The sequence below is a fragment of the Streptococcus sp. A34 genome, assembly GCF_043674115.1.
GTDB lineage: Bacteria > Bacillota > Bacilli > Lactobacillales > Streptococcaceae > Streptococcus > Streptococcus suis_V.
Window position 1 is genome coordinate 1 of sequence record NZ_JBIMJM010000014.1, and the last position, 16,342, is coordinate 16,342.

At 43.4% G+C, this 16,342-nt stretch carries 9 protein-coding genes; 1 reads left to right on the forward strand and 8 read right to left on the reverse strand.

The window, feature by feature from the left end:
* Window positions 1–91: 91 nt before the first annotated feature.
* Together ACHBGV_RS05150 and ACHBGV_RS05155 are read right to left on the reverse strand one after the other, a co-directional pair.
* A complete protein-coding gene (locus tag ACHBGV_RS05150) occupies window positions 92–2,260 on the reverse strand; it encodes a PTS transporter subunit IIBC (protein ID WP_394735791.1) in 2,169 nt (722 codons plus the stop codon).
* A gap of 35 nt (window positions 2,261–2,295) precedes the next feature.
* A complete protein-coding gene (locus ACHBGV_RS05155) occupies window positions 2,296–3,087 on the reverse strand; it encodes an endonuclease/exonuclease/phosphatase family protein (protein WP_105111180.1) in 792 nt (263 codons plus the stop codon).
* A gap of 197 nt (window positions 3,088–3,284) precedes the next feature.
* Between ACHBGV_RS05155 and ACHBGV_RS05160 the strand changes: the two genes are divergently transcribed.
* Entirely contained in the window at window positions 3,285–3,992 is a 708-nt protein-coding gene (locus ACHBGV_RS05160; protein WP_394735792.1) for a UTRA domain-containing protein, read from the forward strand.
* Between the two features lie 160 nt (window positions 3,993–4,152).
* Here ACHBGV_RS05160 and ACHBGV_RS05165 read toward each other — a convergent pair whose 3' ends face one another.
* The 6 genes from ACHBGV_RS05165 to ACHBGV_RS05190 form a co-directional block, all read right to left on the reverse strand.
* Window positions 4,153–6,759: a glycoside hydrolase family 3 N-terminal domain-containing protein gene (locus tag ACHBGV_RS05165; RefSeq protein WP_394735814.1), complete on the reverse strand. Its 2,607-nt coding sequence runs from the start codon at window positions 6,757–6,759 to the stop codon at window positions 4,153–4,155.
* A 213-nt stretch (window positions 6,760–6,972) separates the two neighbouring features.
* Complete coding sequence (locus tag ACHBGV_RS05170; protein ID WP_105111177.1) at window positions 6,973–8,697, reverse strand: ABC transporter permease/substrate binding protein; 1,725 nt, start codon at window positions 8,695–8,697, stop codon at window positions 6,973–6,975.
* 15 nt (window positions 8,698–8,712) lie between these two features.
* Window positions 8,713–9,924, reverse strand: coding sequence for a glycine betaine/L-proline ABC transporter ATP-binding protein (locus ACHBGV_RS05175; RefSeq protein WP_105111176.1), 1,212 nt, complete (start codon window positions 9,922–9,924; stop codon window positions 8,713–8,715).
* Between the two features lie 224 nt (window positions 9,925–10,148).
* Window positions 10,149–12,413 carry a glycogen/starch/alpha-glucan family phosphorylase gene (gene glgP / locus ACHBGV_RS05180; RefSeq protein WP_394735793.1) on the reverse strand — a complete coding sequence of 755 codons (2,265 nt, stop codon included), beginning with the start codon at window positions 12,411–12,413 and terminating at the stop codon, window positions 10,149–10,151.
* Window positions 12,406–13,914: a 4-alpha-glucanotransferase gene (malQ, locus tag ACHBGV_RS05185; RefSeq protein ID WP_394735794.1), complete on the reverse strand. Its 1,509-nt coding sequence runs from the start codon at window positions 13,912–13,914 to the stop codon at window positions 12,406–12,408. Before malQ ends, glgP begins: the two co-directional genes overlap by 8 nt.
* A 203-nt stretch (window positions 13,915–14,117) precedes the next feature.
* Window positions 14,118–16,220 (reverse strand): ATP-dependent Clp protease ATP-binding subunit, encoded by a 2,103-nt coding sequence (locus tag ACHBGV_RS05190; protein ID WP_394735795.1) that lies wholly within the window; start codon window positions 16,218–16,220, stop codon window positions 14,118–14,120.
* Between the last annotated feature and the right edge of the window lie 122 nt (window positions 16,221–16,342).

Consider the following 16,342-nt stretch of genomic DNA (forward strand, 5'->3'; position numbering starts at 1 on the left):
AGAACAGACAGCTGAACCAGTTGAAACAGCTGTTTTTTGGCTAGGTTGGGGTGGCTAACTTCATTATAGAACTTTCGCTTGTCTTTTTATCTTACAACTCAACTGTCGCAACTTGGCTATCTTGACTGACCTGTCCAAGATTTTCAAGGCTGACAGATTTGATTTCTGCAGTGTTTGTGAAGGCAACGACGATAGTTGTTTCACGTCCTGCTGAGCGAATGGCTTCCAAATCTGCGACAAGGAGCAAGTCGCCTGCTTCAACGCGTTGACCATCTGTAACCTTAGTTGAGAATGGAGCACCGTTTAGAGCAACCGTATCTAGGCCAACGTGCACCAAGACTTCTACACCCTTGTCAGACAAAATACCGACAGCGTGTTTGGTTGGGAAGACACTGGTTACAATACCTGAAACTGGTGCATAAACATTGCCGGAGCTAGGCTCAACTGCATAACCGTCACCCATCATTTTTTGTGAGAAGACTGGATCTTTCACTTCTGTGATGGCAATGACTTGCCCTTCAGCAACAGAGTAAACTGTCTCCGTCACACCCTTGAATTGTGCTTCCTCCACTACTGTTTCACTTGCAACAATTTCCGTACGAGGAATAGCTACGCCAGATTCTAGTAAGTCTTGAATGTCTGATTTGAGAACATCTGCTTTTGGTCCGTAGACTGCTTGAACACCTGAGTCTTTGATAATCAAGCCCATAGCACCCGCCTGTTTCCAAGCATTTTCATCTCCAACCTGTGCCACATCTTTGACACTTACGCGAAGACGAGTCATGCAAGCATCCACATCTGCGATATTATCACGACCACCAAGCAAGTTGATGATTTGTACCACTTGTGAACTAGCATCCGCAGTATCTACGTTTGAATTTGAAACCACATCTGTTGTTTCTGTATCATAGTTACCATTGCGTCCAGCTGTTGCTAGGTTGAATTTTTGAATCATGAAGTTGGCAATGAAGTACATTGCAACTGCAAAGAGGGCTGTTACCCAGATAAAGTTGAAAGCATCCATACCGATACCAGCTTTAATCGCCATCGGTGTACGTGTAAGGAATTCGATATTACCAAATGAGTGCATACGCAAATTGACAATATCCGCCATAGCAAAAGCAGCACCTTGTACAAAAGCATAAACGACATAGAGTGGCATTGCTGCAAACATGAACATAAACTCAATTGGTTCTGTTACACCTGTCAAAAAGACGGCTGCAGCAGATGAAAGGAACATACCACGATATTTTTTCTTCTTATCCTCATCAACATTGCGGTACATAGCAAGGGTCAAGCCCATGAGAATACCAGAGGAACCAATCATTTGACCTACTTTAAAGCGAGCAGGAGTTACATTAGCAAGCAAGTCATTGTACTGAGCCATATCGCCAGCGTCTTTGAGGTTGATCAAGTCAGTAATCCAAGCCAACCAAAGCGGATCTTGACCAAATACCTGTGTACCTGCTTGAGCACCTGTCAAGATGTCATAGGTCCCACCAAGTGATGTATAGTTCATTGGAATGGTCAACATGTGGTGAAGACCAAATGGAAGAAGCAAACGTTCCAAGGTACCATAAACGAATGGAGCTACAATAGGAGCTGTGTCTTGTGATGTTGCAATCCATTTACCAAAACTGTTAATACCAGTTTGTACAAGAGGCCAGAAGATTGCCAAACCAAGCGCTACAAGAACTGAGCGATAGATAACCACAAATGGTACGAAGCGTTTGCCGTTAAAGAAGGTCAATACATCTGGCAACTTGCGATAGTTGTAGTATTTGTTGTAAGCAGTCGCACCAACAAAACCAGCAATAATCCCTACAAAGACACCCATGTTCAAAGCAGGCTGACCAAGGATATTGACAAAGTATCCAGATACTGGAATTTCTGTCCCAAAGACTGTGCTAACAGTCGCAGTCGCATCTGCCAACATATCAGTAGTTACACCGAAGAAGTGACCGGTAATCAAGTTAATGAGGATAAAGGCAAGACCTGCTGAGAAAGCACCGCCAGCTTTTTCCTTAGCCCAGCTACCACCGATTGCCAAGGCAAAGAGCAAGTGAAGGTTTCCGATAATCCCCCAACCGATTTGGGCAATGATATTCCCAATACGAATGAGCAATTCTGATTCAGGACTGATTAGTGGAATCGAGTTTCCGATAGAAACCATCAGACCTGCCGCCGGCATAACGGCGATCACTACCATCAAACATTTACCGAATTTTTGCCAAAATTCGAAACTAAGAAATTTTTTCATATGTTTCTCCTAAATTTTTCTTGGTCAGTTGACCTTTAAATACTAATGTTAACTTCCACACCAAAGTGGTCTGAAATAATGGGAAGATTATCTCCATTGAAAATCACACGACTGGATTGAACCTGTCTTTTCTGATTTAAGAACACATAGTCCAGACGTTTTTCCTGACTATGACCTGCCCACCCATCAATGGCTTTTTCAACGGTGATTCCCCTATCCTTTTTCTCAGCCAAATCATAACTATCATATAAACCTAAGTCCTTGATTGCTTGATAGGCTTGTGGATTTGACAGGGCATCCGTATTGAAATCTCCCATTAGAATTTTCAAACGTCCCGAACTTGTCCGTTCCACAATCGAGCGAATATTCTCTAACTGATTTTCTTCTTTACTGTCAGGAAGATTGATATGACAAGAATAAATGTCAATCCATTCCTTCTCGTGCAAGACTGTCAAACCGATGATTTTTCTAGATAAGATTGATGTCAGGTCTTGGTTCTGACTACAGTAGAAGGCATCTACTTCATAGACAGGTAGTTTAGTCAAGAAGGCAATTCCTTCATCATATCTATCGTAACCAATATGGGAATTGGACCAGAAATAAGAATAGTCTGCTACTCCAAGCTCTTTCAGCTTTTCAAGCAAAACCAAACCATAATTGTCTTGGCGTAAGTCTTTGGTCACCAAGGGACTTGTCATTAGCTGATTGACTTCCTGAAGAGCGATCACATCATATTGCTTTTGGGCAATGGTCTGAGCTAAAATATCCAATTTTTCATGCTGGTCATCTTCTAGCCAGGCATGAACATTGACTGTTAGTAATTTCATATCTCTCCTTTCTATTTACTTCGTTAAACCTTTTCAACTTGTAGCCTTATTATAACGTAAACGTTTTCACTTGTCAATACTTTTACGGAATAATTTAAAATGTTTTACGTAAAAGTTTATCTGGACTTAGAATACTGACCTTTGGCATTTTTTATGATATACTAGCGATAAATAGCAAGCTAGGAAGTTACCCCCCAATGAGTAAATACAAGAAAGTCTATGCTGATATCAAGGAAAAAATTGAACAAAATATCTGGCAGGCCAATCAAGAGATGCCAACCGAAAATGAGCTAATGGATATCTACTCCTATTCCAAGGATACTATCCGCAAGGCCCTATCACTGTTGGAGATGGATGGCTATATCCAAAAACGTCAGGGACGAAACTCGATTATTTTGGACCATAACCTGGTCAGAAAACCATTTGTGTCCGAATTGAAGACCGTCAGCGAACTCAACCGCTCTGCCCACCATCAAGTCCAGACCGAATTGACCAATCTCTATATTGTCCAAGGTCAACCAGAGGTCATGAAGGAATTGGAAGTGGATGAAAAAACTGATCTCTACCGTGTCAGCCGCGTTCGGACTATCGACGGTGAGCGATTAGAGTATGAGATTTCCTACTTTGACCGCAGGATTGTTCCCTATCTCAGCAAGGAAATCGCTGAAAAATCGATTTATCAGTATTTGGAAAACGACCTTGGCTTAGAAATTTCCCATTCCCGCCGAGAAATTTCCTTCCGCTTTGCGACAGAAGAAGAAAAAAGCCTGCTAGACCTGGCAGGCTACGACATGGTGATCTCCGTTACCAGTACCACCTATTTAGCAGACGGCCGTCCCTTCCAGTACGGAACCATCACCTACCGACCAGATAAGGTTACCTTTGTTTCAATGGCCAAACGGTGATCAACCCATTCTCTCTATTCAACCCAGTGTATAGGCACTGGGTTTTCTTGTGTCGTGAGCGCTAAAAAAGACAAACACCGAAACGATGTTTGTCCTTATTACACCTTGAGCATTTTACTTTCAAGGAGTGATATCAGACTTCACTGCCTTTCTGATAAGCTCAGCTTCTTTTCTTTTTCAAAGCAGCCAAGGATGCCAAGCCGGTCAAACCTAGCAACAAGAAGGAAATATTTTGACTGTCACCAGTATTTGGCAGGACTGGTTGAGTTGTTGTAGTTTCCATTTTCTTGCTTTCTTCCTCAGCAGAAACAGTAGACTCAGTAGAAACCTCGTCCTTGTTTGAGTCCTTGTTAGATTCGGCCGTCTGGTCCTTAACGTCTTTATCTATCGGAGTCGTTGTAACCACCTTGCTATCAGAAGTAACTAAAACCGTCAGCCCTTGATAAGCTGCTTGCCCCAGGCTAAAGATTCGTCCAAGCTGGTCAACCAGCTCCACAAATAGAATCGGTGCAACTGACCCACTTGTCTTAGCCTTGAGACTCAATGCAATAGATGATAAATCACCAGCTTCTTTTTCAACCACAAAGGTATTCCCTTCAAGCTTGATTCCCTCTGAAAGAACTCCATCTACTAGAGCCGGATCAAAGTGTAAACGAATTTGGTAAGTACCTTTTTCAATGCCTTTGAGATCGCCCAACTCTAGTGTCACAGGGAATTCCTGACCAATTTTAGCTGCTTCCGGAAGAACGGCTAAAATTCCTTTGGCAGGCTCATCATAACTCAATCCAAAACCAATTGGGTAGGCAACCTGGTCTGTACTGAGCAATCCATCCTTAATCAGAGGTATGTCTACAGGCAAGCTACCCTTGTGTGGTAGGCCGGCAAAGATAACTTCTACCCCAGCTGGAATATTTGGACCGAACGCATTATCTGGTCGGAGAGCCTCCGTTGGATCCATTCCCTTGTTACCATAGACTGCTACAATTGCCTTAGCAGCTGGATAGTTAGCAACATCATAAGGTTTGGAAATACTCATGACAACAACTAGCTTACCTTGGCTATTAGCGTAATCTACAACCTCAGTAGGAACCCTGGTCAACCAATGGTCACTAGCCAAATGAGATTCACGTCCAATTTCCGACACAAGGATAATATGACTCGCTTTGTCTAAACTTTCTTTCAAGCTTTCCGAACTAGATTCCGCATTGTATCTGACAGTTTCAAATGTAACATCTGCTGGTATAATACCATCCGCCTGCAAGCGTCTCATTCCCAAATCAAGGCCAGGAAGTTCGTTATTATAGGCACCCAATAATAAGACATGGTCACCAGCAGTCAACTTAAATGGCAAGATAGTATCATCGTTCTTAACCACCGTTACCGCGCTGGCGGCAATTTGTCTTTCCAGGTCTCTATTCAAATCAGATCCTACCGCCTGGTTGGCTGCCTCTGCAGTTCTTGCCGCCAAGTCAAAGTCCAATACGCCGCGTTTTGCTTTCAAACGTAAAATCCGTCGAACAGAATCATCCAGCATGCCTTCTGTAATGTGTCCCTGCGCCACTGCAGCTTCGATGTCATCAATAATAGCATCGATTTTAGCTAAATCAAGCTTGTTTCTCAAAACTGTTGGCATCAAGACAATATCCACACCTGCTTGTATGGCCATGATCGCTGCTTCGGATTCCCCAAAGTTTTGAGAAATGGCGTCCATACCCATAGCATCCGTAACAATAATTCCATCATAGCCATACTGATTGCGGACAATGCCTGTCAAAATATCATCAGACAGGGTAGCAGGAATATGAATTTCTTCGCCAGATTTTTTAGAAACATAGGTATCTTTCTCAATCTGTGGGTATTGGATATGAGCTGTCATAATCATGTCCACTCCGCCATCCATGGCAGCTTTAAACGGAGCTAATTCTAAGGCTGCCAATTCTTCCATTGACTTATCTACCAGAGGAAGACCTGTATGAGAGTCGGTTGCGGTGTCCCCATGGCCTGGGAAATGCTTAGCTGCTACAGCCACATTATGGGCCTGAATTCCCTGCATCAAAGGAATTCCTAGGGAGGCAACAAGTTCAGGATTAGATGAGAAGGAACGCAGACCGATAACAGGGTTTTGAGGATTATTATTTGTATCCAATACCGGCGCAAAATCCACATTGACACCCAAAGCAGATAATTCCCTACCGATAATCTCACCAGCCTGTCTAGCTAACTCTGGATCACGGGTGGCACCCAATGCCATATTCCCTGGTAGGGCCGTACCTGAACCCAGACGATAAACAATTCCCCCTTCCTGGTCAATAGCAATCAAGAGAGGGATATTCCCATTCTGAGCCTTATTTCCAACTGCAGCTGCTTGCATATCCTGTGTAAGATTGAGGGTTTGTTCCGTTTCCTTTACGTTTTCCGCAAAGAGGATAACGCCACCAAAATCGTACCCATCAATCGCTTCTGCAATTTCTTCATTAACAACCGTCAGGTCGCTCACCACTTCGCTACCTTCCGTCTGCCACTTACGAAAATCCGGCATCAACATCTGCGTGATTTTTTGCCGTGTAGACATGTCGTCAATCATGCTAGTGATTTGCGTCTCTGCATCTACAGCTTGTTCACCAGTGTTAAGCTCCTCACTAGCTGGAGTTGCAGATAAGTCTGTGGAACTGGCAATCGGTGCATTCACAGCTTCAAGACTGGTGCCTGTTTCTGGTGAAACAGGTTCCGTATTGGCCTTGACTGTAGCCCATGGACTTGTCGCCATAGCAAGCGCAAGACCTGCTAAGTACAAATAGCTATGCTTTTTCATAGTTACCTCCATTTTTTGTTTTTTATATTATTATACAAAAACATCCGCTACCTGTAAACGTTTACCGCCTGACTGTTGACATTCTCTACTAGTTTTTTTCTCCATTCGACAAAATGAAAAACCAGTTGTACAAATACGAACAACTGGTTTTATCACTATAGACTTATCTTACTCATTCAACCATTGGTCAACCGTTTCGCGGTTGACATCAATCCATTTTTGAGCGGCATCGTCAGGAGACATCCCCTCATTCATATCCAAAAGAATGGACTCCATATCCTCAGAGGTCCAGTGGAAATTATCCACAATTTGGTACAATTGAGGCATATCCTCTTGTAGACCTTTCCGTGCAATCGTATGGATATTTTCTGTCGAACCAAATGAACCTTCTGGGTCGTCCAAGTATTTCAAGTCATATTTGGAGAACATCCAGTGCGGAGACCAGCCCGTTACGATGATTTCGTCTTGGTTGGCAATCGCTTTTTCTAAAGCGGTTGTCATGGCACCTGTAGAGGCCTTGGTCAATTCCCAACCAGACAAGTTTCCATAGTCTTGCAGGGCATTTTCAGCCGCCTCCATAATTCCAGCACCGGGCTCAATCCCTGTGATAGTTGTGGTCGCCTGATTAGACAGGTCCGCAATGCTAGTCACATCCATATAGGCTGGGACAACCAATCCGAGCTTAGTCCCTTCCATATTTGGTCCCAAATCATCTAATTGGTTCTTATGTTTGTCATAGAGCGACGCCTGTGTGACCGGCAACCAAGGACTGACTGAGAAATCCGAGTCCCCGTTTGCAACTGACTGCCACATGACGGCATTATCCAGCGGTACCATTTTTACGTGGTAGCCCGCCTCTTCCAAGACCTTGGCAATGACAGTTGTCGACGCCACCTCAGTATCCCACTGAGTATGGGAAATGGTCACCGTCTGTCCCTGCTCTGTATTTCCAGAAGTCAAGGCTAGGAAGCTTCGTCCCAAAGCTGCTCCGACAAATACCAGCAAGGCCGCTAGAGCGATGCACTTGTTGGTTGACGATTTTTGTCCAATTTCACGTTTGGCATTGAAAGCCTGAGTGACACGGTCAAGGATAATCGCTAAGATAACCAAGGAAATACCAGATACAAATCCATTCCCGATGTCCGCCTTCTGAAGGGCAGACAGGACTTCACGACCCAGACCTGGCGCCCCGATCATAGAACCAGTAACCACCATGGACAGGGCCAACATCATGGTCTGATTGACACCAGCCATAATGGTATTTTTAGCCAAGGGCAATTCAACCTTAAACAATTTCTGAGCCGACGTTGAACCAAAAGCATCCGCTGCCTCAACCAACTCTGTCGAAATTTCACGGATCGCCAAATTAGTAAACCGAACTGTCGGCGGTAGGGCGAAAATCACTGATGCAAACACACCCGGCACCATGCCAATCCCGAAGAAGGCTACCGCCGGAATCAGATAAACAAAGGCCGGCATGGTCTGCATAAAGTCCAAAATCGGATTGACAATTTTCTTGACCGTATTGTTCTTGGCCATCCAAATTCCCAGAGGAACCCCGATAACAATCGAGATCAGGCTGGCTACGATGACCAGAGTCAAGGTGTTGATCAATTCATCCCACAACCCTTGGTTGTAAATAAAGAGCAGGCCCAAGAAAGTCATGACTGGCAGGGGCCATTTTTTTCGTGCCAAAAACCATACAGCTACAGTTGCTAATCCGATAAATAGGAGCGGATGAATGAACAATAAGGTGTTGGTGATCCAGTCCATCAAGGTACTCCCGATGGCTTGTAGTATATCAAACAGCCCTGCGAAGGTCGTGGTCAACCAACTGGTCAAGGCCTCTACCAGCTCTGCCACTGGTAGTTTTTCTTGCAATAAATCCAAAATATCTAACCTCTTTCTCTAGTTTTCCTCTGTTTCTGACGCAGTGCCATCATCTGGAATATTAGCCAAGGCTTCAATCACGCGCCCGCGAATAATAACCCCAAGGAGCTTATTGTGCTCGTCCGTCACGGCAATCGGCGCCGACGAATCATAAATCAGAGGCATAATATCTGTAATCACTGTATCTTTTGAAACCGTCAGAACGTCCTTATCAATGACATCAGACAGTGGCAAGCCCTTACGACGCGCCTCGATAACAGCATCTGCGGTCAAGGCTCCCACCAATTCCCGACGACGATTGGTTGCCATCAACATAGAAACCTCCTCTGTACGCATGCGCATCAGAGCAACTTGCGGCCCGTCCAATTCAACCGTTGCCGTAATCGGCTTAATCATAATATTTTGTGCCGTCAAGACCTTGGAACGATCGACATCTTCCATAAATTCACGAACAAAATCATTGGCCGGATTGGTCAAAATTTCCTCACCAGTACCGATTTGCATGATTTTCCCGTCCCTCATCAGAGCAATACGATCACCAATTCGCAAGGCCTCGTTGAGGTCGTGACTGATAAAGATGATGGTTTGCTGATTGCTAGCTTGCAAATCCAAGAGCTCATCCTGCATTTCACGACGAATAAGCGGGTCCAAGGCTGAAAAAGCCTCATCCATCAAGAGAATTTTCGGTTTGTTGGCCAAGGCTCTAGCCAAGCCGACACGCTGTTGCATCCCACCAGACAGTTGGTCTGGGTATTGATCCTTGAAGACCAACAAGCCTGCATTTTCCAATGCCTTCTCAGCCGCTGCCTGACGTTCTTCTTTTGATACCCCACGCAATTCCAGACCGAACTCTGTGTTTTCCAAAATCGTCTTATGTGGAAATAAGGCAAAACTTTGGAAAACCATGTTCATATCGTGGCGACGCACCTGCCGCAGCTCTTCAGCGTTCATTTTTGAAATATCTTGACCATCCAAGACAATGCTACCAGATGATGGTTCTATCAAACGATTGAGCATCCGCACCAAAGTTGATTTCCCTGAGCCCGACAGACCCATGATGACAAAAATTTCGCCCTCTTGGATTGAAAAATTAGCATCGTAGACCCCAACGGTGGCACCTGTTTTCTTCAAAATTTCTGTTTTTGATTTTCCCTGTTTGACCATTTCAAGGGCAGCCTTCTGCTTTTTACCAAATACTTTGGTCAAATTTTTCACTTCTAGTAATGTCATGTGAACTCCTTTCTCGAAGTGGCTACATTATAAAATTTAAGTATTGTCACTTTTTATAAACTCTATCTTAAAGTAAGTGAAGCCCATTGTCAAGGAAAAAGTGTTCACATCATTTTCAAACAGACTATCAAAAATACCCTCAAACGCCGTATCTACAAGGCTTAAACTCTGGTGAAAGAGTAAAAAAAACAAACCACCGAAGTGATTTGTCTTTTATGTAAGTATTATTTACTATGCCAGATGTCTTCGTTGTACTGCTCGATTGTACGGTCAGATGAGAAGAATCCTGCTTTAGCAATATTGTGAACAACTTTCTTGTTCCATGCATCTTGATCTTCGTAGTCTGCAAAGACTTGCTCTTTAACTTCGATGTACTCTGCTAAGTCAATCAAGGTCATGAACCAGTCTTTCGAGATCAATTCATGGTGAAGACGACCAAGGCGTTCTTCATTACCAAGTGCTTTCACTTCATCACTAATGATAAAGTCAACCGCACGTTTGATGTTGGCATCACCATTGTAATAGTCCGAAGATACGTAACCAGCCTTGTCGTACAAGTCGATAATGGTATCTGAATCCTTACCAAATGTGTAGATGTTATCCATGCCTGCTAATTCTGCAATCTCAACGTTAGCACCGTCCATAGTACCAAGTGTCAAGGCACCGTTGAGCATGAATTTCATGTTACCAGTACCTGATGCTTCTTTAGAAGCCAATGAGATTTGTTCTGAAATATCTGTTGCAGGGATGAGTTTCTCAGCAACTGTCACATTGTAGTTTTCTACCAAGTGAACGTTGAGGTACTTGCTCACTTCTGGGTCATTGTTAATCAACTCAGACAAGCAAAGAATCAAATGAATGATGTCTTGAGCGATAATATAAGCTGGAGCTGCCTTACCACCGAAGATAACAGTGATTTTACGTTTCGGAAGGTTACCGTTCTTAATTTCAAGATACTTGTGGATGACATACAAGGCGTTCATTTGTTGGCGTTTGTACTCGTGGAAACGTTTGATTTGTGTATCGATGATAGAGTTTTCGTCCAATTCGATACCCTTGTTATCTTTGAGGTAACGTTTAAGAGCCAATTTGTTGTTGTGTTTGATTTCAGCCAACTTAGCATGCACTTCCTTGTCATCTGCAAAAGCAAGCAATTTCTCAAGCTTAGTCGCATCTGTCAAGTATTCATCGCCAATCAATTCCTTGATGTAGTCTGCAAGATCTTGGTTAGCAAATTCCAACCAACGACGGAAAGTGATACCGTTTGTCTTGTTATTGAATTTTTCTGGGTAAAGCTCGTAGAAGCCTTTCAACTCAGAGTTTTTCAAGATTTCAGTGTGGAGAGCCGCAACCCCGTTGACAGAGTTTGAGAAGTGGATATCCATGTGAGCCATGTGCACACGACCAGACTCGTCGATGATGTGAAGAGCAACATCCGCTACTTCCTTAGCAACCAAGGCATCCAATTCCTTGATGATGCCTACCAAGTGAGGCACCACTTCTTCCAAGAATGACAATGGCCATTTTTCAAGGGCTTCTGCCAAGATAGTGTGGTTGGTGTAACCTGTCATGTTCTTAACGATGGCCACTGCTTCTGCAAATTCCAAACCGTGTTTTTCAGTCAATAGACGAATCAATTCTGGAATGACAAGTGAAGGGTGAGTATCGTTGATTTGAACATAGGCATAGTCTGCCAAGTCACGCACATTTGAACCACGCTCAATCGCTTCGTCAATCAAGAGCTGGGCAGCATTTGACACCATGAAGTATTGTTGGTAAATGCGGAGCAATTCACCGTTCTTGTCTGAATCATCTGGGTACAAGAAGAGGGTCAAGTTTTCTTGGATAGCCGTCTTGTCAAACGTAATGCCATTTTCAATCAAGCCATAGTTGACAGACTGGATATCAAACAAGTTGAGGTAGTTCTTAGTGTCTTTCTTGTAACCAAGGATATCCAAACGGTCCAACTTAGAAGTCAAGGTGAAGTTTTTGAATGGTACATCGTAGCTGATATTCGTTGGAATCAACCAAGAGTCATTTTCAATCCAGAAGTTTGGCTCTGCATCTTGTTGGTTGTCCTTGAAGACTTGTTTAAACAGACCGCAGTGGTAGTTAAGCCCTACACCCTCACCATTGATACCAAGTGTTGACATAGAATCTACAAAGCAAGATGCCAAACGGCCAAGTCCACCGTTACCAAGTGATGGTTCTGGTTCAACGTCTTCAACCTGTGCCAAGGACTTGCCAGCTGCTGCCAATTCTGCCTGAATGTCTTTGTAGACACCCAAGTTGATCAGGTTGTTTGACAAGAGTTTACCAATAAGGAACTCTGCTGAGATATAGTAAACCTTGCGTTTACCTGTGTTTTTTGGCATATCTGCCGCTGATAGTTTGACATAGTTGAGCAACTGAAGATAGATTTCTTCGTTGGTCATGTCGGCTAATTTCTTATTGGCTTTGCTTTCTGCAAATGTAGTAAAGTTATTCATGATTTTTATTTCCTCGTTGATATAGTGTAGTCATTTTGACTAAGAAGTCTATGCGGTCCTGGGTTAAATCTTCGGCTTTCATCCGCCATTCCCAGTTGCCTCCAACAGTTGAAGGCATGTTCATACGGCTGTCTTCACCCAAGTCCAGAACATCTTGCATGGTCGCAATAGCTGTATCGCTGACAGTTGCAAACAGTGTTCGAAGCATGGCTTGAGTAACTGGCTCAATCGGTTTTCTGTTGGTATAGGCATCTACAAATTCCTGTTGTTCAGGCTCTAGATTGTTATACCAGCCATTAACCACTTCATTGTCGTGAGTACCGGTATAGGCAATCGAGTTTGGCACACAACGGTGTGGGATGTCAATGCTCTGCCCTGTCACATCGAAGAAGCCAAATTCTAGGATTTTCATACCTGGGTAGCCGCAGTCTGCCAACAACTTGCGTGCCTTGGCATCGATATTTCCAAGGTCCTCTGCAATAATGGGCAAATCACCAAGGGTTTCTTTGACCGCCTTGAAAAGATTGTAGCCTGGACCTGGCTCCCATGTGCCCACCTTGGCAACTTTAGCATCTCCAGCTACCTGCCAATAGTCTGAGAAGCCTTTGAAGTGGTCAATTCTCAAGACATCGTAGATCTTGAAGCTCTCGTGAATACGGTAAATCCACCAGTTGTAACCTGTCTTCTCATGCTGCTCCCAGTCATAGAGCGGGTTACCCCAGAGCTGACCGTCCGCAGAGAAGTTATCCGCTGGTACGCCTGCCACATAAAGTGGCTTGCGTTCGCTATCAAGCTTGAAGAGCTGTGGCTTGGTCCAAACTTCCACACTATCAGCAGAAACATAAATTGGCATGTCTCCGATAATCTTAATGTGGTTTTGATTGGCATATTCTTTTAGCTGTTTCCACTGGCTAAAGAAGAAATATTGAGTGACTTTAAAGTAATCAATTTGGTCTGCCAATTCCAAGCGGTATTTTTCAAGAGCTTCTTCATTTCGAGCAACAACTTTCTTGTCATCCCACTCTTGTAGGGCCTTGTTTCCAAAGTGTTCTTTAATAGCCATGAATTCCGCATAGTCATTTAACCATGACGAATTGGCTTTTTCAAACTCTTGAAAGGCTACTTTACGCTTGTCATCAGTCAAGAAATTTTTAACAGCTCTTTCCAAGATTGGACGACGTGCTTCGTAAATCAAAGCGTAGTCCACTTTTTCTGGATTGTCCCCAAAGTTCACATCTTGGTAATCAAAGTTGGCCAATAAATCTTCTTCTGCCAATAAATCAAAATCAATTAGGTGGGTATTTCCAGCAATAGCTGAAAATGATTGGTAGGGAGAATCCCCATAACTGGTCGTTGTGAGAGGAAGAAGCTGCCAGTAGGTCTGCTTGGTTTCAACCAAGAAATCAACAAAATCATAGGCAGGCTTTCCAAAAGTACCGATACCAAACTTACCTGGAAGTGAGGTAATATGCATTAAAATTCCACTGGTACGATTCGCCATAAAAACGTTTTCCTTTCTTTCAAGTACAATCATAGTTTAACGCAAACGTTTGCACTTGTCAAGGAATTATATAATATTTTTAAAAACTTTTCCGTAAAACTGGTCAAAAGCTGTCAATATGAGCTTTATTAGACACTTATTAATACTTTTCAAAAAGAAAATCCAAGAATTTCTTCTCAGATTTTCTATATTATCTTATTTTTTTATGAAAAGGTTTGCTCTTCAATTTTGATTTCATTGTCAGTCACATCCGCGAGTAAGTTGGTCACATTTGTATGGTCTAAATAGAAGTCTGTCACCTTATCACGAATTTGATTTTCAATCACTCGACGGAGTGGACGAGCTCCCATAGCCTTGTCATAGCCTTCTTCCATCAACAACTCTTTTGCTGCATCAGTCACTTCTAAGTGAATACCTTTTTTAGATAGGGTCTTATTGACCTGGGCTAACATCAAATCGACGATAGCTTTGAGATTTTCTTTATCCAAATGCTTGAACTCGATAACTGCATTGAATCGATTGAGAAACTCTGGGCGGAAGAATGGAGCAATGCGGTCCATGATGTCTAGCTCTTCTTCTTGATCTTCTTCCACACCATAACCAAAACCTGCATTAGATGTAGCGATGATAATGGTATTTTTAAAGTTGACCTGATTGCCCTGTCCATCAGTCAAATGCCCGTCATCCAGCACTTGCAAGAGAAGTGTAATCACTTGTCGATCTGCTTTTTCAATCTCATCCAAGAGGACAATGGAGTACGGATTGCGGCGGACACGCTCTGTAAGAGTATGGGAATTATCATCGTAGCCCACATAACCAGCTGTGGTACCGATTAATTTGGAAACGGCTGTCCGATCGCTGTATTCAGACATATCCAAACGAATAATGGCATCCTTATTACCAAACAAGTCTAGCGCTAACTGTTTTGCCAACTCTGTCTTACCCACACCTGTCGGACCAACAAATAGGAAGGAACCAATCGGACGGTTTCCGTCATCAAAACCTGCTCGGTTACGACGAATGGCACGGGATACAGCTTCCACCGCATCGTCTTGACCGATAACGTTTGCTGCCAGACGATTTTTCAATTCCTTGAGTCGTTCAATGTCAGAAGCTCCCATTTGTGAGACTGGAATTCCTGTCATCCGCTCAACCGCCTGAGCCACATCGTTGACTGTCGCAACAACCTTTTGTTGCTCCGTGTGGTTGTCAATCTGTTCTTGGAGTTTGTCGATGCGGACTTTTTCATTGAGTGCTGTTTCGTAGTCTTCTTTTTCAGCAGCTTGACTTTGCAAAGCTTTAGCCTGTTCAATCTCTGCCTCCAAAGCCTGGATATCTGTAACAGGATGTTGAGCTGCTAAATGAGCTGCCGTCACATCGATTAAGTCAATAGCCTTATCAGGCAAGCTGCGCTGTGGAATATATTGGACTGAATAATCAACCGCAGCTCTAAAAACCTCATCTGGCAATTCAATATTGTGGTGGTCTTCATAAAGCGGCTTAATCCCTTTCAAAATCTGGTAGGTGTCTTCTGCGGACGGAGCATTAACCTTGACTTCATTGAAACGACGAGCCAGAGCGGCGTTCTTGTGAATAGTATTGCGGTATTCGTCCTGTGTCGTGGCACCGATAACCGTCAATTCCCCACGGGATAAAGCTGGTTTGAGAATATCCGCTAAACCCTTGGAACCTGAATCTCCACCAGTGCTACCAGCTCCCAAAATCTGATGAATTTCATCAAAGAAGAGAATGATATTTCCAGCTTTTTTGACTTCATCCACAAGATTCTGCACATTTTCCTCAAAAGCACCACGATACTGAGTCCCAGCTTCCAAGCCTGAAATGTCGATGGAGATGATTTCCTTGTTCTTAATGGCTGCTGGCACATCACCATTGACAATGGCTTGAGCCAAACCTTCTACTACCGCAGTCTTTCCGACACCCGCATCACCGACCAGAACAGGATTATTCTTAGTCCGACGAGCTAGGATTTCAGATGTTTCTTGGATTTCCTTGTTTCGTCCAATGACTGGATCCAACTTACCTTCACGCGCATCTTGGGTCAAATTGCGACCAAGTTTTGCCAGAATTCCGTCTGACTTTATCTGACCTTTAGCCTGGGTGTGAGCCACTTCTTCTGTCTGCGGCAGGCGACCAGTCTGACGATAAATGGCAAATTCCTCTGGGGTCACTTCACGCCCATTGATAGAATAACGTCTACGTTCTGTGCTGTAGCCACCCATGTTTCCCATGAGTTGATTGAAAATATCGTCCATATTGTTAAAGTTATTAAAATTGTTGTTCATAGTTCCACCTCGTTTATTTTTATCATTTTTATTGACCAATACTGACCTTTGAGTTAAAAAATTACTAATAGGAAATAATCTTATCTTTCATCCTAACCTCCTTAGAAGTTTGTCCTTTACTG